Raw genomic sequence first — 24,301 nt, forward strand, 5'->3', positions numbered from 1 at the left:
AAATCGCCTCTATTCTATGTGCGTGCAATTGAGATGTCTGTAAATAAAGCATGTAGTTTGCCCACGGTCTGCTCATACTCAGAAAATTCATCCACACGTTGTTTTAAAAAATTATCAATCGGATGATGTAAAGAAATCGCATAATCGATGACTGCATTCGAGCCTTGTTTATAGGCCCCAATATCGATTAAATCTTTCGCATCCTGATAAGTCGCTAAGTTTTCCTTTAGCTCACCAGCACGTTTATATTGTTCATCAGGAACTAAGGCTTTCATCAAGCGACTCAAGCTATTTTGAATATCGATGGCTGGATAATGATTTTGGGCGGCAATTTTTCTAGAAAGTAAAATATGCCCATCTAAAATCCCACGTACTGCATCGGCAATTGGTTCGTTCATATCATCACCTTCAACTAATACTGTATAAAAGGCAGTAATTGAACCTTTATCAGACATGCCACTACGCTCTAGCAATTTAGGTAAGGCCGTGAAAACAGAAGGGGTATACCCCTTGGTGGTAGGTGGCTCTCCAATGGATAAACCAATTTCACGTTGCGCCATCGCAAAACGAGTCACCGAATCCATCATCAAAACAACCTTTTTGCCTTGATCGCGATAATATTCAGCAATCGCAGTAGCTACATGCGCTCCTTTTAAGCGAACTAGTGGGGGAGAATCCGAAGTCGCACAGACAACTACTGATTTACGATAGCCTTCTTCTCCAAGATCATTTTCAATAAATTCCTTTACCTCTCGACCACGCTCACCAATCAAGCCAATCACAATGACATCGGCATCACAATAACGGGCAATCATCCCTAGCAAGGTACTTTTACCAACCCCACTACCAGCAAAAATCCCCATCCGTTGTCCTTCACCTACAGTCATCAAGCCATCAATCGCTCGAACCCCAGTACGCATCACCTCTTTAATCGGCTTACGCTGGAACGGATCAGGTGAGTCTTGGGCGACTGGATAATCTGATGTTTTTTCAAATACAAATTGATCAATCGGACGCCCTAAACCATCAAGGGTATGACCTAATAAATTATCGCTAACCTTGACCACTAAAGTCTTACCGGTCGCCTTGACTAAACAACCCGGACCAATTCCGGACAATTCATCAAGCGGCATTAAAAGAACAGTATTTTTGACAAATCCGACGACTTCTGTTATAGTAACTTTGTTCGTGTTTTTTACATAAATTTCACAAATCTCACCAACGAATGCATCCATGCCTTCGACTTTGATAATTAAGCCGACCACTTCGCTGACCTTACCATAGACGGTATACAATCTTTTTTCCTGACTTGCTTTTAAAATTTTATCAATTGGAAAATTCATCTGTCTGTTTTCACTCATTTTCTTTGATTTTGGCTAATAACGTTTCTAGCTCTTGTCTGACATCTAATTCAATGCGTTGGTTTTCTGATTCAATGATTAATTCCATCGGTGACATGCTCATATCCTTTAAAATGACATAGCGAAAATTTATAATTTCTTTTTTCATTTTTTCTAATCTTTCACTTAGTAAAGGAACATAATCTGCATGACAACGAATACTTACTAACTGGTCAGGCTGCTCTAAATCGATTAATACTGGATCGATAATGGAAAGGATAGTCGCTGGATCTATTTTTAGCGATTGTTCAATCAACAGCTCAGTCATTTGCACACTGGCTTCAATTAAAGTCTGTTCTTTTTCTTTGATGAATTGTTGACTGGTTTGTATCGCTGCGTGAAATGAATCCTTAGCTTCTTGCAATAAAGCTTCAGTCTCTTCCTTGGCTTCTTGGTAGCCTTTTTGATAGCCATCATTGTAGCCTGCTTGATAGCCTTGTTGGCTACCAGCCATTTCACCTAACTGATAGCCTTCTTCATAGGCCTTTTGCTTGATTTGCTCTGCTTCTTGCATCGCTGCTTGCAAAATTTGAAATTTTTGCTCTTCGATTTTAGCTAATTCATGTTCGAAATGCTCTTGTCGCTCTTTTGAAAATTGATTATTGACTTTATGCCAATCATTGACAGCTGGAGTCGTTGGAATCTCAGTTGCGATAATTTTACTTGGAATAGAGGATACGACTTGATTGGCTTTAACTAAGCTACTACTTGATAACATCATCTTGTTCACCTCTTGTAATGTAAATTTCGCCTTCTTCATCTAAGCGACGGATAACTGAAACCACTTTTTGTTGCGCTTCTTCAACCGCTGATAGACGAGTTGGTCCCATAAATTGCATTTCTTCTTGAATATTTTCAACCGCACGAGAAGAGAGATTGGAGAAAATAAATTCTTTAATTTCATCAGAAGTCCCTTTAAGTGCCAATACCAAGACATTGTTATCCACAAAACGCAAGACTTTTTGTACGTCCAGCTTGTCCAGCGTAATAATATCGTCGAAGGTAAATAGACTTGCCTTGACTTCGTTGGATAATTCCGGTTGCCGTTTTTCCAAATCGAGCAGGATATTTTTCTCAGTACTACGACCCACAGAATTAAGGATTTCAACCAAGGTATGTACGCCGCCAGCTGCTTCTGTATTGCTTTCAACAAAGTTAGAGAATTTGTTTTCAATTACCCGTTCAATGCGTTCAATGGTACTTGGTGCAGTACTAGCAATCATCCCAATGCGTTCAGCGATTTCCACCTGCATCTGTGGCGGAAAATTTGAAAGAATGGTCGCCGCCTTGTCCGGTTGTACGTAACACATAATCAACGCAATCGTTTGGGGATGCTCGTTTAGCAACAAATTGATTAATTGCTGCGTATCTGCCTTACGTGCAATATTAAATGGTCGTTCTCTTAATTGGATTTGCGATAATACATCAATCACTTCTTTGGCTCTTTGTGGCCCTAGTGACTGATTTAACAGATTTTTAGCATAATCAAAGCCACCATCTAATACATATTTTTGGGCAATTGAGGTCTCCAAAAACTCATTTAGTATCTCATCACGCATCTCCGAGTCTACGGTTTCGATGTTGGCAATTTCGTAACTAACCTTTCGAATAACCGACTCAGGAAGTAATTTCATTACCTTAGAAGAGATTTCTGAGCCTAATGATATTAATAAAATTGCTGATTTTCTGATTCCATCCATTGAGTTAGTCACGAAAAAACCTCACCTCTAACTATTTTTTTGCTTAGCCCACGCTTTAATAATTTCTGCTACCGCTTGTGGGTCACTATCAGCATATTGTGTTACTTTTTCTGTGCGACGATCTTTGCTCTTGATCATTTTCTCTAAATCTTCAAGATCAAAATCATCAGCGGTAATATCAATTCTTGTACCCTTAGCTGCTTCAGGCGCTTCTTGTGGTAAGATAACTTCTTCATCCTCGTCATCTTCAAGCTCAGCCTCTAGCATTTCGCGTCGACGTTTTCTACGATTAGCCAATAAAATCAAGGTAATTACCAAGGCAATTAAGAATAGGCTAATCCCTGCACCGATGTAGATCCATAATTTTTTACTTGCTAACTCGGCTAGCTGATCAGTAATTTTTTGATCCTCACTTGCTTGCGTTGCTTTAAAGTCCATCCCTTGAATAGAAATCGTATCGCCACGATCGGTATCAAAACCTATCGCTGAGGCAACTAATGTACGAATCTCACGCTGAACATTCGTCGATAGATTCGCATCAATCACCACTGAAGTCGTCAAACGCTTGACACTACCAGGCGCATTGACTAAAGTCGTCGTTTCTGTATCTAATTCATTATTGACCGTGCGATTATAACTATTGGTTTCACCACTATTTGTCGTACCCGTTACATTACTTACATTGTCAGTAACCTCACCAGTCTGCGCCTTTTGAATCGTAGCATCGCTTCCTGAGGCTTGAACATTTTCACTGCGAATTTTCGGATTTTTATAGGTGACTGTTTTCTTTTCAATCGCATCAAAATCAAGCTCTGCATTTAAAGAAACATTGACCTTGCCAGAGCCATAAATTGGTTCAAGTAGCTTTAAAATCTTGTTTTGTAGCTGTTGCTCATATTGCTGTTGCATTTCTAAAGAATGCTGACTCACACCAGCAACATTGGCACTGTTTTTACTAGCATCTGCTAAAACATTCCCTTTACTGTCAACAACCTTTACATTTTCGGCTGAAAGATTTTTCACCGATGCAGTCGTCAAAGCCACAATGCCTTGAACGGCTTCTTGGGAAATCGAGCCATTTTTTAAGGTTAAGACAATTGATGCCGAAGCCGGATCTTGCTTATCTTTAAATACACCCTCGTCAGGTAATACCAAAATCACCTTGGCCTTTTGTACATCATTTAATGAGCCAATCGAACGCTGCAATTCTCCAGTTAATGCACGTTGATACATGATTTTACGGTCTTCATCAGTGGTCATCATACTGGCTTGGTCAAATAATTCAAAGCCTGTCGAACTATCTGGCAGCTTATTATCAACCGCTAAAGAAATACGGTACTCATCGATTTTATTTTTATCAATTAAAACCGTTTTGCCTCCATCTTGTAGCTTATAGTCAATTCCTTTTGATTTTAAATCAGCAACAATCGTACCGGCATCTGCCTCGCTTAAATCAGCAAACAAAACACCATAATTGACCTTATTCATTAAATAAAACGAGACTCCCAAAACAATTAGGACACTAATAGTTCCGAGAATAATCACTCGTTTGATTAGCGTACTTAAGCCTGACCAGGTTGTCTTGATTCTTTCTAATATTTCTTGTAGCCTGGCAGCCATTCATTCATCCCCCCATAAATTTCTGTTAGCTAGATTTGCATATTTTTTAATTCATTATAAGATTCTAGACACTTATTTCGAATCTGAATGGCTGTTTGTAAGGAGAGCTGAGCCTCTGTCATATTAATCATCACCTGGCCAAGATCACTTTGATTTCCCGTAACCATATCAGTCGTTGCCTGATTCATTGTATTCATATTTTGATTTAATACATCAACTGCTTTACCCAGATAATCGCTAAAGGTCGGAATTTTTTGATCTGTCTGTTGTTCAGCTACGCCTAAACCTTGCTGAATACGACTACTAGCCATTGCATCCTGTAGTTGTGTACGATAATTCATTAAATTAGATAATTGATTGATTTCTACCATTTTTCTCCCACCTTTAGCCGGTTAATTTTTTGAAATCTCTAGCGCTTTACGCAAAATATTTTTATTCATTTCTACTGCTGCTGCGTTGGCCTGATAGGTACGTAAAGCTTGAATCATATCTACCATCTCATCAGCAACATTCACATTAGACATTTGGACATAGCCATTGGCATCCGCAGCTGGATTAGTTGGATCATAGCTTAGCTTGACCGTATCATCCTCAGCAATTTCATCCACCTGTACCCCAAAGCTGTGCATACGATTCACATTTGCATTTGCAGGATTACTACTGACAAGTCCATCACGGTAGCTTTTTAAGTTTTCTGAAAATACAACCTGTTTTTTACGATAAGCCGGCGTATCAGCAGTAGCATTGGTATTGATGTTGGCAATATTAGTTGAAATCGTATCTAATTTCAATCGTTCTAACGATAGACCGGTTGCATTGATATTTAAACCATTAAAAATAGACATGAAAAGAGCACCTCACTTTTTTAACTGTTCGTTAAAACCTGATTCAACATATGGTATCTACCATTTAGTTGAGCGGTTAACGCGTTGTAGTACAGAGAATTGGTTGATTGATTCAACATTTCAACTTCTAAATCAACATTATTCCCATTCTCTTTTAGCGAGGTGTTACGATTAGTGATTAATTTAGGTTGTAATTCATCATTTGGATTTAAATGTTTTTGATTAGTTGTGGTAAGCGCAAGCCTATTGCCATTCATTGCATCATTTAGATAACTTTCAAACTCTAAGCGTTTGGCTTTATAGTTAGCAGTATTCACATTAGCAATGTTGGTTGAAATAAGCTCTGCTCTTTGTGCGGAGACATTCAGTGCAGAACGTAGCAATTGATATGTGTCCATAATGTAACCCCCCCATGTACAAAATGTATACATATTCATTCGAATATTTAGATGTATGATAATTAATTGTTAAATACTAAACAAATGTAAGTAACTTTGATAACTTACACATTTACATAGATACTATAATCTATTTCAAAAAAATTAACAACCATTTTTTTGAAAACGTAAATCACAGCTGAATGTTATTTTTTCGTTTATAAAACACCTTCAAATTAACTTTTTATAAAATTTAATATTATCTAAATCATATTTAAAAAACGCAAAATCATGATAATATCGTTATGTTTAAATCATCAAAAAAGAAGAAAAACGCTTTGGTATAAGCGTTTTTTATAAATTCATCCAATTAAAAAAAGTTATAAAAAAAAGAAAATTGATTAATTTTTTCTCAAATTTTTAATACAAATTCCCTTTTGTTGTTAATAAATAAATTTTGTATATATATTACTGTCTTTCTCAATACTTATGCATATAAATTCTATCGTTATTCTTTTTTATCCGATAATAAAACTTAAATTTCAAAAAAATATGCCGATATGAATATCTATCGTTATCGCCATATTTTTTAGGAGAAAAAATTATGAAACAGTCAACTATCAGTTTAAGAAGAAGTGTTATTTTTGGTTTATTAATTGTTGCCTTTATCCCACTTACTTTTCTAGGTATTTCAAGCTATTTAACCAATTTGTCGATTATACAGCAATTTCAAAAAGAACAGCAAATAAATTATGCTAAATCGACACTGAATTTGACGAATGAATTTTTATATGCTAATGAAAAAAAAATCACCCTACTAGCCAATCAATTAAAAATACTTCCAGTATCGAAGATTGATAGTTATTTAAGCAAACATTTTATTGAAGAAAATAATGATGATGATATAGTTGTAGTTAATGATAAAAATGTTTTTTCATCTAAAACTCTTGCAAAAGAGAAGCAAAGCTGGCTAATGAAAAACTTTAAAAAAAATCAAGATTTACTAGATAAACAGAAATTTACTATCCAAAAATCACCTTGGCAATCATTGCATCAACCAATGTTTGTTATGAGTACCAAAGTTAGACTTCAAGATCAAAATGAAAGATTAATTCAACTTTTCTTTTCTACAGCTAATCTAGAAAAACATGTCGAAGCACTTAATAGTGAGTTGGTTGATAAAAAAGCCATTTATTTAACTTCAGGAGAATCTCTTTTTGATCAACAAGCTCCTAAAGAAAAAGAAATGGGCTTAATCAATCAAATTGCCACCTATCATCAAAGCAGTGGCACTATTAAAGGCAATAAAAATGATAACTTTGCTAGCATGTATTATCAAAAATCGAATACCTATCCTTTTTTTGTGATGGCTTATACCAATAAACAAGTGATTAGAAGTATGCTAAGTCAAAAAATTAGTCAATTATTGATTATGATGTCTCTGTCCTTATTGCTAACGATAATTTTAGCTTGGTTTATCGCCAAAATCTTCGAAGATAGTCTAAATAAAATAAAAGCGACTTTTTTAGAAGCTAGCCACGGTCAATTTGAGTTGATTACTACTGAAAAGAAACGATTTAATTTTTGGGAAATATTTCGTCGACAGTTACGGATTAATGAACAAGTCTATGAAATACGTGAAGTTTCTAGTGCATACCATTATATGCTTGCTGAATTTGCTTGTTTCCACAGCGATATCACTAAGCAAATTGACATCTTAAACCAAAGATTCGCAAACTCTCAGAAATTATATTACGAAATTAATGATGCGGTGGATGCCTTACTCTACCAAGCTTTTCAGGATAAAACAATTTTGAATCAGCAATCACTTTTAGTGAAGATTGATAATCAAAGCAAAGACGAATTAACCAAGGAATTGATTATTCAAAAACAGATTTTAGATGAAATGCAGCAAAACCAAGTGGATTTAGTAAAAAAAATCGAATTCTTACAATTAATCAAGGATAGCTATACCAAAGAAATGACAACAATTTATGAATCCTTTGTTAGAATGTATATTTCTTTAAATGAATTCAATGATCATCAATTAACAAATTAATTTTTAAGTATTTTATCAATGATCGAATATTAAAAAAAGCTAAAAACAACCGATTTGAAAAATTGGTTGTTTTTTTATTTTTTAGAAAGGAAGTCCTCATCATTATGGTAAAAATCAATTTAAAGTCCATTTTAATCAGTGGATTTATCGGTACAGCTTTAGTACCAACTATTGCTTTAACAGCCTTTAGTACCATTAATTCGGCATCATCCATTCGTTCAACCCAGTTAGAAATCCAAAAAAGCAGTAGTCATGCCGTTATTACCACTAGAGATAATGTGCAAAACGGCATTAAAAGCACCTTAAATGCGATTATGCAATCTGTGAAAGAAAATCCTGACGAGTCCACAGAAAATCTACTACGGAATTTTAACGAAGTAACCACTGGGAATAATAGTATTTTAACGCTAGGTTTTTACCAGCAAGCTACGCAACGCTATGTGACTACTACGCCTGTACCAGATGGATTCCAAGCTGAAACCCGGCCTTGGTATAACGCAGCTATCGCTAAAGCAGATACCATTGTTTGGTCAGAACCCTATCAAGATGCAGGCACAAAAGAATATCTCACCACCGCCTCATTGGCGACCAAGGATGCTCAAGGCAACTGGTTAGTCCTGTGTGTTGATGTTTCCTATCATGATGTGCAAAACATCGTTAATGCGCTAAGTGCAAACAATAGTGGCGAACTTTCTGTCGTTGCGAATAATGGGATTGTTATTGCTGATTCTAAAAAAGCAAATGTGGGCAAGCCTTATAAAGAAAAAGAACTCTTTAAAAATATTGTCCAAAACGGTAAAAATCAAGAAACCATTAAAGTAAAGAGTAAATCAATTGATACCGCCTTTTATGAAGCAGGTAATCGAGAGGCCAATACCTTTGTGGTGGCTACAACAAGTCCTCAAACCATTAAGCAAGAACGAAATGAACAGCTACTATTTGCCTTACTATTAGCAGTGATTGTATTAGCGGTGGTTATTTCATATTCTAGTATGATTATTGGCTATCTAATTAGTATCATTAATTACTTTGATGATGCCTTCGATCGCTTTGCTAAAGGAAAATTAAAGAAAATTGAAACGGTCTTTAAAGATAAGGGATTCTTCAATAGACGTTCAGCTAAATTTATGCAAGCGAACGAAAAAGGAAATGAATTTCAGGTGCTAGCCTATAAATATGACCAAATGGTGGATTCAGTAGGACATTTACTACATCAAGTTAAAGATCAAGCGAATGAAGTTGCTGGTCAATCAGATGCCTTAGTTGAATTGTCCAAACAATCAACCCAAGCAACTGAAGAAGTAGCTGACACGATTACCGGTATTGCTCAAGTGACTGGCTCACAGGCTCAAGATACTGAAAATAGTGTTAGCCAAATGAATCAATTATCTGATATTGTCCGCTCATTAACCGAAAGTGTTGAGACCATGAGTCATCAATCTACCGAAACAACCCGTGTAAATGAGCAAAGTATGGAGATAATGAATCATGTTCAACTAAGTTGGCAAAATGAAATGCAACAAATGCAAGAATTGGTTAATAGTATGGAAAAAATGGATCAAAGTATCCAAGAAATTACCTCGATTATCCAGGTAATTAATGAAATTTCTTATCAAACCAATCTGTTAGCCTTAAATGCTTCTATCGAGGCAGCTAGAGCAGGGGAATCTGGTAAAGGCTTTGCTGTTGTGGCTACCGAAGTTCGTAAGCTAGCTGAACAAAGTAAAGAATCAACTAAAGAAATTGAAACAATTATTCAACAAATTCAAATGCAATCAAATGATATGGTTGAAAAAACGATTCAATCTGTTCAAGGTGGCGAAAGTCAGACCCAATTAATTGATCAAGCAATTGCTTCTTCTCAAGAAGTCTTTAATAGCAATCAACAATTGGTTCACCATATCGACCAAATTGAACAGGCTTCTAACATTTTAGTTCGCATTCAAAAAGTGGTTCTAGAAAATCTCGAAACAATCTCAGCTTCCACTCAAGAAAATGCAGCAGGTACCCAAGAAGTATCCGCCAATGCTGAAGAAGTTTTGGCAACTATGGAAGAATTCACCAATAGTGTGGCAAGTTTACAAAATGTTGCAAGTACTTTGCGTGAAGAGATTAATTATTTCGATATTTAACTAGCCAGCTATCCAGCAGGAATGTTAGAATGAAATTGTAAAAACATGATATTTACCTATCGTGTTTAAAATAAAAGAGAGAGCATACTGTTCCCCCCATTTCACAGTATGCTCTCTTTTTTTTATTTAAAAAAGACAGGTACCTGCTTTAACAACACCTACCTGTCTTTTTCTACTATAAATATACTTAAAAAATATACTTAAATTTGCTCTAAAGCTTGCGCTAAATCTTCAATTAAATCATCCACATTTTCAATTCCCACTGAAATACGAATCGTTTCTGGGCGAATACCTGCAGCAATTAGCTCTTCTTCATTTAACTGTGAATGAGTCGTTGATGCTGGATGGATGATTAATGATTTAGCATCGCCCACATTAGCTAGCAAGGAGAAAATTTCCGTAGAGCCACATAATTTTTGACTGGCTTGCGCTCCTGCCTTTAAGCCAAATGAAAAGACCGAGCTAACCCCTTTTGGAAAATATTTTTGGGCTAAATCATAATAAGGACTATCCTTTAAGGTAGGATAATGCACCCATGCTACTTTTTCATGGTTCGCCAAGTATTCAGCTACCTTTTGTGCATTTTCAACGTGACGTTCCATCCGTAAAGATAACGTCTCAATCCCCAAAAGCAAGGTCCATGCATTAAATGGTGAAATCGCTGCGCCAAGATCACGTAAAAGAATGGTTCTTGCACGCGTAATATAGGCCGCCTTTCCTGCTGCTTGTACCCATGACACTCCATGATAGCTAGGATCTGGCTCAACTAATTTAGCAAATTTACCATTCGTCCAATCAAAATTACCCGAATCAACAATCGCACCACCTAAAGAGACACCATGACCGCCTAAGTATTTAGTCGTTGAATAAACAACAATATCTGCTCCATGTTCAAACGGTCTAAATAAATAAGGTGTGGCAAAAGTGTTATCAACAATCACCGGAATGCCTGCCTCATGGGCAATTTTGGCAATTTCAGCTAGATCAACAATATTGATGTCTGGATTGCCTAAAGATTCAACAAACACGGCCTTTGTATTATCTTGAATGGCCGCTTTAAGTTCAGCTAAGTTTTCGGCATTGACAAAGGTCGTTTGAATGCCAAATTCTGGTAAAGTATTCGCTAGTAAATTATAAGTTCCACCATATAAAGTGCTGGCCGCCACTACATGATCCCCACTGCTTGCGATATTTTGAATCGCATAGGCTATAGCAGATGAGCCCGAAGCCGTCGCTAAAGCACCGACACCACCTTCTAGTAGAGCTAAACGTTCTTCTAAAACAGCTGTTGTCGGATTGGTAATCCGCGTATAGATATTGCCTCCTTCTTGTAAAGCAAAGCGAGCGGCTGCCTGTTCAGCATTTTCAAAAACATATGAAGTCGTTTGATAAATTGGTACGGCACGACTACCGGTTTCTTTATCAACCGTTTGACCACCATGTAACTGTAATGTCTCAAATCTTTTAACCATCTTCATTCCTCCAATTTCCGCTAATTTCATCATGAAAATAAAATGAGAATTTGGTTAAATCATAGCACATTTCTTTAAACTGTCAATCTAGATTTCGCTTTGATAGAAAAATGCTATCGCAGTTAGTATCTAGCAGGTAGCCATTCGTCAAATAAGGTCGTCTGAAAAAAATTTGTTCTTGTTTACAATTTTCCCAGACGACTGCTTATTTGCTCGTGGCTGATCAACCTGCTAGATATCCCTTGTGCAGTCAGTATCTAGCAGCTAACTACTCATAAAATAAGTCGGTTTGTCAGAAAATCTTTAAAGATAGGGATTTTTTGCTCAACCGAAGCTTATTTTCTCGTAGTTGATCAACCTGCTAGATATCCCTTTATTTTTCTTGAGAGCTGGCTTGGATAAATTGTTTAAATAACTGTTGGCTACTTTTAGCATCTTTCATATGCTCTGGATGCCATTGGACTGCTAAGACGTATTTTTTCTTAGGGGCATAGGCAGCCTCGATTAGACCATCTGGACTATAAGCCATCGCTTGTAAATCACTAGCTAGCTGATCAATCGCTTGATGGTGTCGGCTATTGACCCCTAATTTTTCTTGTTGAAACAATCTTGCCAAAGGACTATCCTCAACTAGCTGGACCTCGTGCGCTACAGCATCAAAAGGTGGTTGCATGCTATGTTTAATTGACGATGAAATTTGGCTAGGCAAATCCTGATATAAGCTACCGCCTAAATAAACATTTAAAAACTGTAACCCTCGACAGATTCCCAAGATTGGTCGATTTTCTTGATAGAAGATATCTAAAAGTAATTGCTCCATCTCATCTCTTAATGGACAAGTCGTTTGACATTGCGCTAGTTTTGCTTGCTGATAACGTGCAGGTTCGATATCATGACCACCAGTTAACAATAGCCCATCCAGTCTTTGGGCTAATTGGGTAATCGTTGTTTTCTGGCTAGTTAACGGAAGCATCACCGGCAGACCTCCAGCTTCTTCAATCGCCTGCATATATTCTGGTAACATCCAATAGCTGTTTAATTTTTCATCATATAATGGAACTAGGCCAATCATTGGTCGCATCTAGCATCACCCCAAAGTAAAATTTTTAATTATTCTACCTTAAGCCATCACTTTTGTCTATGCCTTTTAATGCGCCATCATTTCCTGAGCAATTTCGTGACTAGAAAGCTTGGTTGGATAATAGGTTGGCCAATTTTCTAATTCATTTAATAAATCCTCTTGAGAAGAATTGCCAAAATAAATATGGAAATGTCCTGCTTTTTGTGGCGCTATCGCATGGTCGCTGAATTGTAAATATTTAAAAGCTGAGCTATTAAGATCGGTTGACTCAAACATAAAGCGGACTCCTCGATTCCCTGCTGCATAGTTTAAAATCTTAGAGCCGACATAACGGTAGCTAGCACTAGCCTTTGTGCCATTATCAAAGTAAAAGGTAAACGTATCGCCTTTAATATCAATTTGCTTCACATCAGTTTTATAACCAATCTCATAATAATTTTTATATTCTTCTTCCGTCATTTTCGGATTTAATTTGGCTTTATAATGAAAGACTTGATCTAACTTGCCCTTTTGCAATAATGGATAGACTGATTGCCAGCTACCTTGCCAATCCTTTAAGCTACGATCTTTCACTTGATCATCTGAAAAATAGCCATTATAAACAGTCTTTTCTTTTTCAACAGTTAGTGCTTTTTGATTTGTTGGCGTAACACTGCCCGCTTTTACTAAAGCAGCTAGATTGTCCTGCATGACACTTAGATAATTTTTACCATCTTTGATTTGTTCTTTAGTCAAACCTTCTAAAGGATTTAACACGGCTAAATCCACCTTGGCCTCATCTGCTAAAGTACGTGCAATCTTATCTTGTGCATTCTCTTCAAAAAATACCGTTTGAATAGACAGTTCTTTAACTAACTCTTTCAATTCAGCAATTTTACTTGGACTCGGTTCTTCTTCTGGACTCAATCCCGCAATCGGTACTTGTTTAAGACCATATTCGACGGCTAAATAGTTAAACGCACTGTGCTGAGTCACAAAATATTTTTGCGGTAATTGGCTAAGCTTTGTTTGGTAGGCTTGATCTAATTTGGCTAATTTTGCCAAATATTTTTGCGTATTTTTTTCAAAAGTTGCTTTATATTTAGGATATTGTTGGCTTAATTGTTTATTAATGCTTTTGACTTGTTGCATTGCTAAAGAAGGGGCTAACCACACATGAGGATCAAATTCATGATGATGTCCGTCATCCGCATGCTCATGATCATGTTCTTCTTCTCCACCAGGCAATAAGACCATTTCCTTTGTCGATTGAACAAATTGTACCTTGCTATTTTTTAAGCTTTTTTCTGTTTTAGGTACCCAGGTTTCCATATTGGGATCATCATAAACTAGGCTATCTGCAGATTGAATTTTGGCAACATCTTTTGCTGATGGTTCAAAATCATGTGGTTCCGTTCCAGCTGGAATCATTAATTCGACTTGAGCCTTGTCACCAACAATCTCTTTGGTGAATTCATAGATAGGATAAATCGTTGTAATAATAGTCGGTTTCTCACTTTTTGCTTGGTTTTGTTGCGATTGACAACCAGCCACGATTAAACTTAAGGCTGCCACACTCAATAACAATAATTTTTTCTTCATCTTCGCTCTCCTTTAAACCGTAATGTTTACGATTTAAAAATTTAACATAGTTTCTTGCTACTGTCAACTAACAAAATAAAAAAAGTTGACTTATCCTAAAATTAAGAAAAAGTCAACTTCTTTAAATAATTAAAGCAGCCAGCCGATGAAGAGTGCTAATGCATAGGCTGAATTAAAGATAATTAAATTTTTTATTGATAGGCCAAAGGTTTCACGTTTAACCTGCTTTTTGTGAAAGATCCGTAAATTTTTACGAATCAAAGGAAAGGTAAATAACACCAATAAAATACTCCAATGATAAATTTTAAATAGCCAACCAATCAAAATCACTAAATAGCAAGCTAACATTAAAAACCGAAAAAGCAGCAAACCGTTTTTTCGGCCAATATAATACGGCAAGGTGTAGCGATGATTGTCAATATCTTGATCTAAATCACATAAATTATTAGCTAGCATAATATTGGCAATGGTAAAAATCATCGGCAATGAAGCCCAAATAACCGCTACGACTGCCCAAATATTGCCATTTAAAATAAATAAACCTTTGGACCAATCAATCGTTAGATACAAAACTTTTTGTTGGAAAATATTGATATAAATAACCATTGCAAAAATACCTAAGCCCATGGTCACCCCACTAAACAACTCGCCTAAAGGCATTCGTGAAAGAGGTACTGGCCCAAAAGTATAAAATACACCAATGAAACAGCAGACACACCCCATCACCAATAATAGCCAACCGGTTTGATATGATAAAAAGCACCCTACAACAAAGGCGATACCGATCAAAGTAAAAATAATCTTCTGGACTAAACCTTCTGCAATCTGGGCACGACCAACAATGTTTTCGTGATACTTATATTGATTCGATTTAGCCTTGACAAAATCCATATAATTATTAATCGTCGTGGTAGCCATATCAAAGGCTAGCATGCCGATGAAAAAAATAAACGTATATCCCCAATTCACATGATGAAAATAACTCAAGCTAAATAAAACACCGATTAAAAAAGGGAAAAAACTCGCTAATTTCGTCCGAATTTCTACTAAGTCTAAAAAGGTTTTAATTGTCATCATGCTCCTACTTTCTGTTCATTATTTTAACTCAGATTTTTTCCCCATCTGATAGCCTGAATCTGGATTTAAATCAAAATCATGGATGCCTTTACTTAAATAGATTTTATCCTCTTTGGTTACAAAGATGGCTTCGACATTTTTTTGTTGATTCACAAAGGCCAATCCGTCTTTGACTCCCATTGAAAAAACAGCGGTTGATAACCCATCACCATCGATTGAATAATTAGTAATAATGGTAACGCCCGCGATATCATTATCAAATGGATAGCCCGTCTTTGGATTAAATAGATGATGATATTTCACGCCATCTACTTCTAAAAAGCGCTCATAAATCCCCGAAGTCACTAGTGTTTGATTGGTAGCTGGTACTGAGCCAACTGTTACATTTCTAGCTTGATTTGGATCTTGAATGCCCACAGTCCAAGGCGTATTTTTGCCACGTGGACTATGACCTAAAACATACACATTTCCCCCTAAATCAACAATAGCTGTTGTAACCTTATGTTTTTTTAACACCTTGACCACTTCATCGGCAATAAAGCCCTTAGCAATTGCCCCAAAATCTAAAGCCATCCCTTTTTCTTCTAGGTAGATGGTCTGCTCCTTATCATCAAGCTTCACCTTTTTATAATCGACCAATTTTAATGCAGCATCAATTTCAGCCTGACTAGGCTTCCTAGCATCTGGAAAACCAATATGCCATAACTGCGTAATTGGGCCAATTGCCATATCAAAGCCACCATTGGATTCTTGGCTAATTTGATAAGCCTTTTTAGCTAAACGATAGACATCTTTACTCACCTTCACTGGTTTAACGCCGGCATTTGCATTCACTTCATCAACCTCTGAGCCTTCTTGGTTGACTGTGATTTTATCACCCAGCTCTTTCACCTTAGCAAAAGCCGGCTGTAATACATCAGATTTACCATCATCATATATTCGAATATTGACATAGGTACCTAATAAAAACTGATTATCCGAATATGGACTTTCGTTAATTTTTACACTCTTAGCAGTAGATTGACAACCAGCTAACACCAATAAGCTAGAAATTGTTAAAATTAACGTCATGAATTTTTTCATTACTTCCCTCCAAGAATCTAGTTTGATTTTTTCTTAGTTTAAAATAGCAAAATTTTCCACATAAATAAATACAAATAGAATAAATAAGGCGAAAAAACCGAAATAAATAGTTATCTCGATTTATTCGCCTAGAAAATTTAAGTTAAGATTAAGCTTGATTCATTAAACTCATCAATAAGCTAGCTTACTCAGTTACGATGTTGTCTACTTCAATTTTAGCAGTGTCACCTTTTTGAGCAGCATTGATTAATTGAGCTGCATAAATCTTGAAGCTATCAGAGCTGTGAGTTGCACCTGTAATAACTTCTACATTACCAACTGATGGTTCTTCACCACTCATCGCTTTCACTAAAGCTTCATTCAATTGAGGGATGTAAGTCTTAGGATCGGTACCTGATTTAGCTTTCATATTTTTGTTGTATTCTTCATCATTTTGTTTAGATTGACCATCTTTATTGACATAATCATATTTAGATTCTGTCACTTTGCCATCTTTTACTACGATTGAGAAAGTTACACGATAACCATGTGCATAGTTCTTTTCTTCTAATGAGTAGGTACCATCTTTAAGTGTAGCACCGTTATCAATTTCAATTGTATCTGTTTTACCAGCTTGTGCAGCTTGGATTAATTGTTGTGCATAGTTTTTAAATGAGTCAGAAGAATGAGTTGCACCAGTTACAACAGCAACATTTGCATTTTGACCTGAAACTAATTCTTCATTTAGTTTTGGTGTGTAAGTTTCTGGATCAGTACCAGATTTTGCTTTCATGTTTTTGTTGTAGTCAGCGTCTTTGGTTTTAGATTCGCCTTTTTCATTTACGTTATCGTAGTTAGATTTAACAATTTTGCCATCTTTTACTTCGATAGTAAATACTGTACGATAGCCATGTTCATAATTTTTTTCTTCTAATTTGTATGTACCATCTTGAAGGTCAGCGCCTGCTACTTTTTTAGGTGCTTTTGCTTCAGAACTTGATTCTTCAACTTTAGATGAAGCAGCAGAAGATTCTTTTGTCTCCTTCTTATCGTTACTTCCACAAGCAGCTAACAATACAGTTGCTAATGCTAGCGTTGTGAACCCTGTTAAAATTTTTTTCATTTTCATTGCAAAGTTCCCCTTTACTACTTTTTTCACAAGCATATATATGAAAACGCTTGTGTTACATGTTCATTTTATAACATCTAAGCATTTTGTCAACTGTATTTCCATAATATTAGTGGAATTATTGAATAATTTCACAGAATTCTCATCAGTTTACTATAATCTGTGAAATTTCAGTTCAGTTGTTAGACAAAGTACAAATTCCATTATATAATGAATTAGATTATGCAATGATCAATTTATACTATTTATTTGAGGAGCGATTTGACTTATGGCAAAAGAAAAAGTACTTGTTATAGGTGCTGGCTATTCTGGTGTCGCTGCAACCAAGCTTTTGTCTAAAAAGCTAAAAGGTACTGACACCCAAATTACCTTAATTGATCGTCATTCATATCATACTATGATGACTGAATTACATGAGGTAGCTGGCGGACGTGTTGAACCTACAGCAATTCAATACGATTTACAACGTTTATTCTGCCGCAACAAAAACGTTGACATAGTTACTGACACAGTCGTAGCTATTGACAAAGAGAATAAGGTTGTAAAAACTAAATTAGGTGAATATCCATTTGATCATCTAATTATTGGAATGGGTGGTGAACCAAATGATTTTGGTACACCAGGGGTTAAAGAAAACGGCTTTACTTTATGGTCATTTGAAGATGCCTTACGTATTCGTAAGCATATCGAAGCAATCGTTGAAAAAGCGGCGATTGAACCAGATGCTGAAAAACGTAAAGCAATGCTAACTTTTGTTGTCTGTGGTTCTGGATTTACTGGTATTGAAATGGTCGGCGAATTAATGGATTGGCGTGCACGCTTAGCCAAAGACTTTAAGTTGAAAAAAGAAGATTTCACCTTAAAAGTGGTTGAAGCAATGCCTACTATCTTAAACATGCTTGATCGTGGTGGTGCAGCTAAAGCTGAACGTTACATGAAGAAACATGGCGTTGAAATTTTAACTAACTCACCAATCGTTGAAGTAGCAAAAGATCATATCGTCTTAAAAGATGGTAGCCAAATTCCAACACATACGCTTATTTGGACTGCAGGGGTTAAAGCAACATCTGATGCTGCTGACTTTGGTATCGAAAAAGCACGTGCAAACCGTTTAGTTGCTAATGAATACATGCAAGCTAAAGGTTATGAAGACAAAAATATCTACATAATCGGTGACTTGGTTTACTATGAGGAAACACCGGGCAAACCAACGCCACAAATTGTTCAAGCGGCTGAGCAAACTGCGCACTGTGCAGCTGAAAATGTGATTGCTTCTATCAAGGGTGGCGAAAAACATCCATTTAAGAGCAATTATCAAGGCTTCATGGTTTCTATCGGTTCACGTTATGGGGTAGCTAATCTTTTTGATAAGATTAAATTATCTGGCTTCTTCGCTATGTTTATGAAGCATGTCGTTAACTTGAAATATTTCTTTGATATTCGTTCAGGTTATTATATGTTCCAATACATCATGCATGAGTTCTTCCACATCAAGGATGAAAGAAACATCATGCGTGGTCACTCTTCACGTTATGGTAATGTTTTATGGAGTGTGCCATTACGTATTTTCTACGGTTTAATGTGGTTAATCGAATCAAGTAAAAAAGTTGTTGGTGATGGTCAATGGCTAAAACCAAGCACTTGGTTTGGTCAAGGTTCATGGTTTACTGATCATGTTGTCTTCCCATTCCCTTGGTTACAAGAACAAGCCGCTACAACTGGTGCATCTGCAGCAGGTGGCGCTAGCGAAGCAACAAGTGCGGCGAGTGGTGCTGCAGCAAGTGGCGCTGGTGAAGCTGCTAGTCAAGCTGCCCAACAAGCACACTTTGGCTTTAGCTATGCTTACGGCGAGCAACCAATGCAAGTCTTAGACCACATGCCAAAATGGTTCGAAAGCATTATGAAAGTCATGATGCCAAATAAAGAAATTGCTTTGTTCTTCCAAAAATTCATGACTGTATTTGAAATTTGTATTGCTTTAGCTTTAATCGTTGGTTTATTCACTTGGTTAGCTAGTGCAACTACGATTGCTTTAGTTGTTACCTTCTGTCTATCAGGTATGTTCTTCTGGGTAAATATCTGGTTCATTCCAGTAGCCTTTGCCTTGATGAACGGTTCAGGTCGTGCCTTTGGTTTAGACCACTGGGTAGTGCCATGGATTCAACGGACACTAGGGCGTTGGTGGTACGGCGATGTCAAGTCGAGATATGGGACCAAGTAATTAAACAATTCTTAGGAAAGCTGGGACAATGGGTTCCAGTTTTCCTTCTATTTACAAGTCTTTCTATATTAGCGATAATAGATTTGTCAATGGAAGGAAAAAGTTTTAGTCAACTGTTGGTAAACAAAGGAAAAATTTGATATGTAGGTGCTGAGGAAATGATGAAATTAAAAACTTTTATAAATAAAAGTCGAATGAAACCCTGGGATTTTTTTATCTTATTTAGCTTAATTTTAGCTTCTTTTGCTCCTTTGGTTCTCTTTAGCATCCAACAAGCTAGCCAACCGACAGTAAGCTATACAGCCGTGTTAAAAGTCGATGGAAAGGAATTAAAAAGCTTTCCCTTAAGTACCAACCAAAAGCGCTATACTTACAAATATACCGATCCAGATGGTGATTATAATCTGATTGAAATTGATCATCAGCAAATCCGGATTAAAGCAGCTAGCTGCCTAGACCAAATTTGTGTCCAACGTGGCTGGATTAGAAAACCTGGCGAAACAATTGTTTGTCTACCACATAAATTAGTGATTGAAATCAAAGCCTCAGATGGGAGTGAAACAGGTAGCGTAATTTATTAGCTACACTTTTATTTATGTCTTTAAAATTACGTACAATGGTTTATATTTCCTTATTGGTTGCCCAAGCCGTAGTAATTGGCTTAATTGAAAATATGATTCCCTATCCTTTTGGCTTTGCACCTGGAGCGAAATTAGGACTAGCCAACTTAATTACCATTATTGCTATTTTTACCTTAAATAAAAAAGAAACCACCACCTTAATCGCCTTGCGTTTAGCTTTGACGACGCTTCTGGGCGGTACGGTGTCGACCTTTCTTTATAGCTTTAGTGGTGCGGTATTAAGCTATCTTGGCATGCTCCTTGTTAAGGCTTTAGGACCAAAAAGAGTAAGCATTATCGGTATCAGTGCAACTGGAGGCTTTATGCATAATGTTGGCCAATTGGTGGTCGCTTCTATCATCGCTCAATCTTGGACAGTCATGCTTTATCTGCCGGTACTTTCTTTTTTAGGCATTTTATCCGGAATTGCGATTGGGATTACTGCGAATTATTTATTTTTACATGTTAAAACCTTACAAAAATTTCAAATTGAACATGATCAACGAACTAATCAGCAATGGGCCAAGTCACTTCATGCACAATAACGCAAAAGATAATTAACGAAGGGAGTTTTTAATCATGAAACTACATCCAATATGGCAAGAATATCCAAGCTTAGTTCCTGAATTAGAAATGACTATTCAGTTAATGGAAAAATCAGTCAAATTAAAAAATAAAGCGGTCGAACAGGCAATCTTAGAGATGATTCACTCTGGTGGTAAACTATTGCGCCCAGCTTACCAGCTCCTTTTCTTTCAATTTGGTCCAAATCAAGACCAACAGAAGGCAGCTAGCTTAGCAGCCGCTATTGAAATGCTACATACAGCAACCTTGATTCATGATGATGTTGTTGATAAAGCTGAATTACGCAGAAATTTACCAACTATCAACGCCAAATTTGATAATACGACTGCGGTTTATGCAGGTGATTATCTATTAATTAGCTGTTTTAAATTATTAGCCGACTATACCCAAACCTTAAATAGCCTGCGAATCAATTCCCGAAATATCGAAAAAATTTTAGATGGTGAATTAGGGCAAATGAATAGCCGCTACCGTATCGATGGCAGTATCGATGAATATTTGAGTAATATTTCCGGTAAAACCGCTGAATTATTCGCTTTAAGCTGTGCGATTGGCGCAATGGAAAGTGGCTGTAGCGAAAAATTTAGTAAAAAATGTGGTGAAATTGGCTTAAATATTGGCATGGCCTTCCAAATTATCGACGATTTATTAGATTACACCAAATCTAGCAGCCAAATCGGTAAACCGGTATTAGAAGACGTGCGCCAAGGGGTTTATTCGCTACCACTACTGTACGCTTTACAAGAAAACAAAGCTAAGTTAGCTCCTTATCTACTAAAAAAAGACCAGATGACTATGGAAGATGCTCAAATGGTTTGGACAATTGTGCATCAATCAAAGGGCATCGAAAAAGCCAATGCGCTAGCTGAAAGCTATACGAATAAAGCTTTAAGGGCAATAGATAAGCTCCCTTCAACGCCTAAACAAACCAAAGAGCTGCTTTACCAGTTAACTAGTAGTCTCTTACAACGTCAAAATTAAAAAAAATAGTCAGGAATTAGACTAGCTAATTCTTGACTATTTTTTTAACGCCAGCATAGGCCTTGTGCATGTAAAACCTCTAAAATTTCATCACGTTGAAGAAGGCCATCTGCTAATTTCGCACCGGCAATTTGATTCGTAAATGAATCAATTCGTTGATTGGCATTGCGCAAATCATAATAAGTTTGTACCACTTCATCATAATCAGCCAATTGCTCAATTGAAAATTCATGGGGATAGCCATTTTCAAAAACAAGCTGATCTAGCGGCAAGCGTGGCTTCAATTGTGGCGCTTGATCAGGCACACCGATTTGGATACCTAAAACTGGGAAAGTCATCTTCGGTAACTCTAAAATTTGAACCAAACGCTTCGGCTGATTATTGATACTACCTAACAAAACGGCTCCTAAGCCCATACTCTCAGCGGCAACCAACATATTTTGAATCGCCAAAGTTGCGTCTTGCATCGCTTGGAAAAAGACCTCCGTAGTATGTAATCGACCATCATCTAAGCCTTTTTGTTGACGAATTTGTTGATTACGATATAAATCAGCTACAAAAATAAATAAATCGCCATTTGCGCCAACATACGGCTGATTACTTATTTCTCGAATAGCTTGCCGTTTTGTCTCATCGGTAATATGTAAAATCGAAAATTGTTGAAAAAAATTACTTGTAGAAGTCTGTCTAGCCACTTCTAACAACGTATTGCGATCTTCTGGACTTAAGCTTTGCGCTTTAAACGCGCGAATCGAACGATGATTCAATTGATGTTGAATAGTCTCATTATTCACGAAAAACACTCTCTATCTCTAATCTACATGGCAAAAAGATGATAGACTATATGCCCTCATCTTTTCGTCCTTATTGTACTGTATTTACGCAAAAATAGCTAATGCTTGTTTTAAATCATTAATCAAATCAGTGGCCGACTCAATGCCGATTGACAAACGTAGTAAATCAGGAGTTAAACCATAAGCCTCTCTTTCTTCTTTTGGAATATCCGCATGCGTTTGGGTTGTAGGATAAGTAATTAAACTTTCTACCCCTCCAAGACTTTCGGCATAGGTAAAAATCGCTAATTTTTCTAAAAATTCACCAATTTTCGTTTGATCAACCACCTTAAAGCTAATCATCGCACCCTTGTCAGCATAAAAAATCTCTTTCACAGCTGGATGATTCTGCAAAGCCTGAACAATTGCTTGAGCATTTTGCTCTTGACGCTCAAAGCGTAGTGGAAAAGTCTTCAAGCTACGAATAAACAACCAACAATCAAAGCTAGCCAAGGTTGGGCCAGTAGTATTCGCTAACCAAGCTAAACGATTGCCTAATTCGGCGTCTTTGGCAACAACCACTCCAGCTAAAATATCATTATGTCCGGCTAAAAATTTGGTCGCTGAATGCACAACGATATCCGCACCTAATGTCAGCGGCTTTTGTCTAAGTGGAGTTAAAAAGGTATTATCCACAATCGTCAAAGCTTGATATTGTTTAGCCAAGGAAGCGACCTGCTCAATAGCTATTTCATTCATCAAAGGATTCGTCGGCGTTTCCAAAAAGATGGCCGCAATCTCTGTAGATAACTGTTGCTTTAAATCCTCTACCGTTTCAAAATAATGGAACACCGCAATCTTTTGAGCTTCTAGCTCTTTAAAATAACGATAGCTACCACCATACAAATCTCTAGAAACCAAAAACTGACTCCCTGCAGGAAACAGCTGAAAAACCAATTGAATCGCACTCATCCCTGAACTCGTTACGATTGCTTGTGCTCCTTCTTCTAATTTAGCCAAACCCTCTTCTAAAATCGTCCGAGTCGGATTTTTTGTTCGCGTATAATCAAAACCTGTACTCTTACCAAACTCTGGATGTGAATACGTCGTCGACAAATGAATCGGTGCACTAATCGCCCCTGTCTGTTTATCCATACGATTCCCTAACTGCGCTAAATAAGTAGATAACTCTTCTGTCATAACCAACCACTCCTTTTATTAGAGGCTATGAGACAGCTCGCTCAGGCACGAGTAAATAAGCTTCAAAGGGATGGAAAAGTTCGTTACTTTTAAGACTTTTACAGCACTTTGACTTATTTGTCGAGTGACTAGCTGGCTCATGCCGTTTTCAGAGGCTATCAAGCGAGCGATTTGCTATGAGTAAATAAGTCGAACTAGACCCAAAAAGTGCGCAATTTTTAACACTTTTTGGGGATAGTTGCTTATTTACCGAATAGCAGCTCAATTGATGCCGTTTATTTAGAGGCTATGAGACAAGCGGTTAGGTTTGAGCAATAAGTCGCAGCAGGCGACAAAAGTGCATATATTTTAACACTTTTTCGACTGCAAGCTTATTGCCGAAAACC

The 24,301-nt window shown here is 36.8% G+C and carries 21 protein-coding genes; 6 read left to right on the forward strand and 15 right to left on the reverse strand.

Annotation, left to right across the window (positions count from 1 at the left end):
* Positions 1 to 14: 14 nt before the first annotated feature.
* The 7 genes from fliI to flgB are packed head-to-tail and all read right to left on the reverse strand — an operon-like array spanning position 15 to position 5,963.
* Positions 15 to 1,343, reverse strand: coding sequence for a flagellar protein export ATPase FliI (gene fliI / locus RK02_RS08900; RefSeq protein ID WP_016183905.1), 1,329 nt, complete (start codon positions 1,341 to 1,343; stop codon positions 15 to 17).
* Positions 1,344 to 1,353: 10 nt separating this feature from the next.
* Positions 1,354 to 2,121 carry a FliH/SctL family protein gene (locus tag RK02_RS08905; protein ID WP_016183906.1) on the reverse strand — a complete coding sequence of 256 codons (768 nt, stop codon included), beginning with the start codon at positions 2,119 to 2,121 and terminating at the stop codon, positions 1,354 to 1,356.
* The gene (gene fliG / locus RK02_RS08910; protein ID WP_018451749.1) at positions 2,105 to 3,100 is read right to left on the reverse strand and encodes a flagellar motor switch protein FliG; all 996 of its coding nucleotides are present in this window, start codon (positions 3,098 to 3,100) and stop codon (positions 2,105 to 2,107) included. The genes RK02_RS08905 and fliG overlap by 17 nt, the downstream gene beginning before the upstream one ends.
* Positions 3,101 to 3,127: 27 nt before the next feature.
* Positions 3,128 to 4,720, reverse strand: a complete 1,593-nt coding sequence (gene fliF, locus RK02_RS08915; protein WP_016183908.1) for a flagellar basal-body MS-ring/collar protein FliF — start codon at positions 4,718 to 4,720, stop codon at positions 3,128 to 3,130.
* Positions 4,721 to 4,749: 29 nt separating this feature from the next.
* Positions 4,750 to 5,091: a flagellar hook-basal body complex protein FliE gene (gene fliE, locus RK02_RS08920; RefSeq protein ID WP_016183909.1), complete on the reverse strand. Its 342-nt coding sequence runs from the start codon at positions 5,089 to 5,091 to the stop codon at positions 4,750 to 4,752.
* Positions 5,092 to 5,112: 21 nt separating this feature from the next.
* Positions 5,113 to 5,565, reverse strand: a complete 453-nt coding sequence (gene flgC / locus RK02_RS08925) for a flagellar basal body rod protein FlgC (RefSeq protein WP_016183910.1) — start codon at positions 5,563 to 5,565, stop codon at positions 5,113 to 5,115.
* A 20-nt stretch (positions 5,566 to 5,585) separates the two neighbouring features.
* A complete protein-coding gene (gene flgB / locus RK02_RS08930; RefSeq protein ID WP_016183911.1) occupies positions 5,586 to 5,963 on the reverse strand; it encodes a flagellar basal body rod protein FlgB in 378 nt (125 codons plus the stop codon).
* 583 nt (positions 5,964 to 6,546) lie between these two features.
* Here flgB and RK02_RS08935 point away from each other — a divergent pair.
* Both RK02_RS08935 and RK02_RS08940 read left to right on the forward strand, forming a co-directional pair.
* Positions 6,547 to 8,001 (forward strand): hypothetical protein, encoded by a 1,455-nt coding sequence (locus RK02_RS08935; RefSeq protein WP_016183912.1) that lies wholly within the window; start codon positions 6,547 to 6,549, stop codon positions 7,999 to 8,001.
* A 104-nt stretch (positions 8,002 to 8,105) separates the two neighbouring features.
* Complete coding sequence (locus RK02_RS08940) at positions 8,106 to 10,133, forward strand: methyl-accepting chemotaxis protein (RefSeq protein WP_016183913.1); 2,028 nt, start codon at positions 8,106 to 8,108, stop codon at positions 10,131 to 10,133.
* A 200-nt stretch (positions 10,134 to 10,333) separates the two neighbouring features.
* Here RK02_RS08940 and RK02_RS08945 read toward each other — a convergent pair whose 3' ends face one another.
* From RK02_RS08945 to pplA, 6 genes are all read right to left on the reverse strand, one after another.
* A complete protein-coding gene (locus tag RK02_RS08945) occupies positions 10,334 to 11,605 on the reverse strand; it encodes an O-acetylhomoserine aminocarboxypropyltransferase/cysteine synthase family protein (RefSeq protein WP_016183914.1) in 1,272 nt (423 codons plus the stop codon).
* A 373-nt stretch (positions 11,606 to 11,978) separates the two neighbouring features.
* Positions 11,979 to 12,686: a gamma-glutamyl-gamma-aminobutyrate hydrolase family protein gene (locus tag RK02_RS08950; RefSeq protein WP_016183915.1), complete on the reverse strand. Its 708-nt coding sequence runs from the start codon at positions 12,684 to 12,686 to the stop codon at positions 11,979 to 11,981.
* A 66-nt stretch (positions 12,687 to 12,752) separates the two neighbouring features.
* Positions 12,753 to 14,267 carry a zinc ABC transporter substrate-binding protein AdcA gene (locus tag RK02_RS08955; RefSeq protein WP_016183916.1) on the reverse strand — a complete coding sequence of 505 codons (1,515 nt, stop codon included), beginning with the start codon at positions 14,265 to 14,267 and terminating at the stop codon, positions 12,753 to 12,755.
* A 129-nt stretch (positions 14,268 to 14,396) separates the two neighbouring features.
* Positions 14,397 to 15,341, reverse strand: coding sequence for a 1,4-dihydroxy-2-naphthoate polyprenyltransferase (gene menA / locus RK02_RS08960; protein ID WP_016183917.1), 945 nt, complete (start codon positions 15,339 to 15,341; stop codon positions 14,397 to 14,399).
* A 21-nt stretch (positions 15,342 to 15,362) separates the two neighbouring features.
* A complete protein-coding gene (locus RK02_RS08965) occupies positions 15,363 to 16,427 on the reverse strand; it encodes an FAD:protein FMN transferase (protein ID WP_016183918.1) in 1,065 nt (354 codons plus the stop codon).
* A 184-nt stretch (positions 16,428 to 16,611) separates the two neighbouring features.
* The gene (gene pplA / locus RK02_RS08970; protein WP_016183919.1) at positions 16,612 to 17,535 is read right to left on the reverse strand and encodes an extracellular electron transfer flavoprotein PplA; all 924 of its coding nucleotides are present in this window, start codon (positions 17,533 to 17,535) and stop codon (positions 16,612 to 16,614) included.
* Between the two features lie 268 nt (positions 17,536 to 17,803).
* Here pplA and RK02_RS08975 point away from each other — a divergent pair, with 268 nt between their 5' ends.
* The 4 genes from RK02_RS08975 (at position 17,804) to RK02_RS08990 (ending at position 21,942) form a co-directional block, all read left to right on the forward strand.
* Positions 17,804 to 19,756, forward strand: coding sequence for an NAD(P)/FAD-dependent oxidoreductase (locus tag RK02_RS08975; protein WP_016183920.1), 1,953 nt, complete (start codon positions 17,804 to 17,806; stop codon positions 19,754 to 19,756).
* Between the two features lie 161 nt (positions 19,757 to 19,917).
* Complete coding sequence (locus tag RK02_RS08980; protein WP_016183921.1) at positions 19,918 to 20,337, forward strand: NusG domain II-containing protein; 420 nt, start codon at positions 19,918 to 19,920, stop codon at positions 20,335 to 20,337.
* A 14-nt stretch (positions 20,338 to 20,351) separates the two neighbouring features.
* Positions 20,352 to 20,921, forward strand: a complete 570-nt coding sequence (locus tag RK02_RS08985; RefSeq protein ID WP_016183922.1) for a Gx transporter family protein — start codon at positions 20,352 to 20,354, stop codon at positions 20,919 to 20,921.
* A gap of 34 nt (positions 20,922 to 20,955) precedes the next feature.
* Positions 20,956 to 21,942 (forward strand): polyprenyl synthetase family protein, encoded by a 987-nt coding sequence (locus tag RK02_RS08990; protein WP_016183923.1) that lies wholly within the window; start codon positions 20,956 to 20,958, stop codon positions 21,940 to 21,942.
* 44 nt (positions 21,943 to 21,986) lie between these two features.
* Here RK02_RS08990 and RK02_RS08995 read toward each other — a convergent pair whose 3' ends face one another.
* On the reverse strand, positions 21,987 to 22,736 hold the full coding sequence (locus tag RK02_RS08995) for an NADPH-dependent oxidoreductase (RefSeq protein WP_016183924.1): 750 nt from the start codon (positions 22,734 to 22,736) through the stop codon (positions 21,987 to 21,989).
* A gap of 84 nt (positions 22,737 to 22,820) precedes the next feature.
* Positions 22,821 to 23,915, reverse strand: a complete 1,095-nt coding sequence (locus RK02_RS09000) for an aminotransferase class I/II-fold pyridoxal phosphate-dependent enzyme (protein WP_016183925.1) — start codon at positions 23,913 to 23,915, stop codon at positions 22,821 to 22,823.
* Between the last annotated feature and the right edge of the window lie 386 nt (positions 23,916 to 24,301).

It is taken from the genome of Enterococcus columbae DSM 7374 = ATCC 51263, from assembly GCF_000406925.1.
Classification (GTDB): Bacteria; Bacillota; Bacilli; order Lactobacillales; family Enterococcaceae; genus Enterococcus_E; species Enterococcus_E columbae.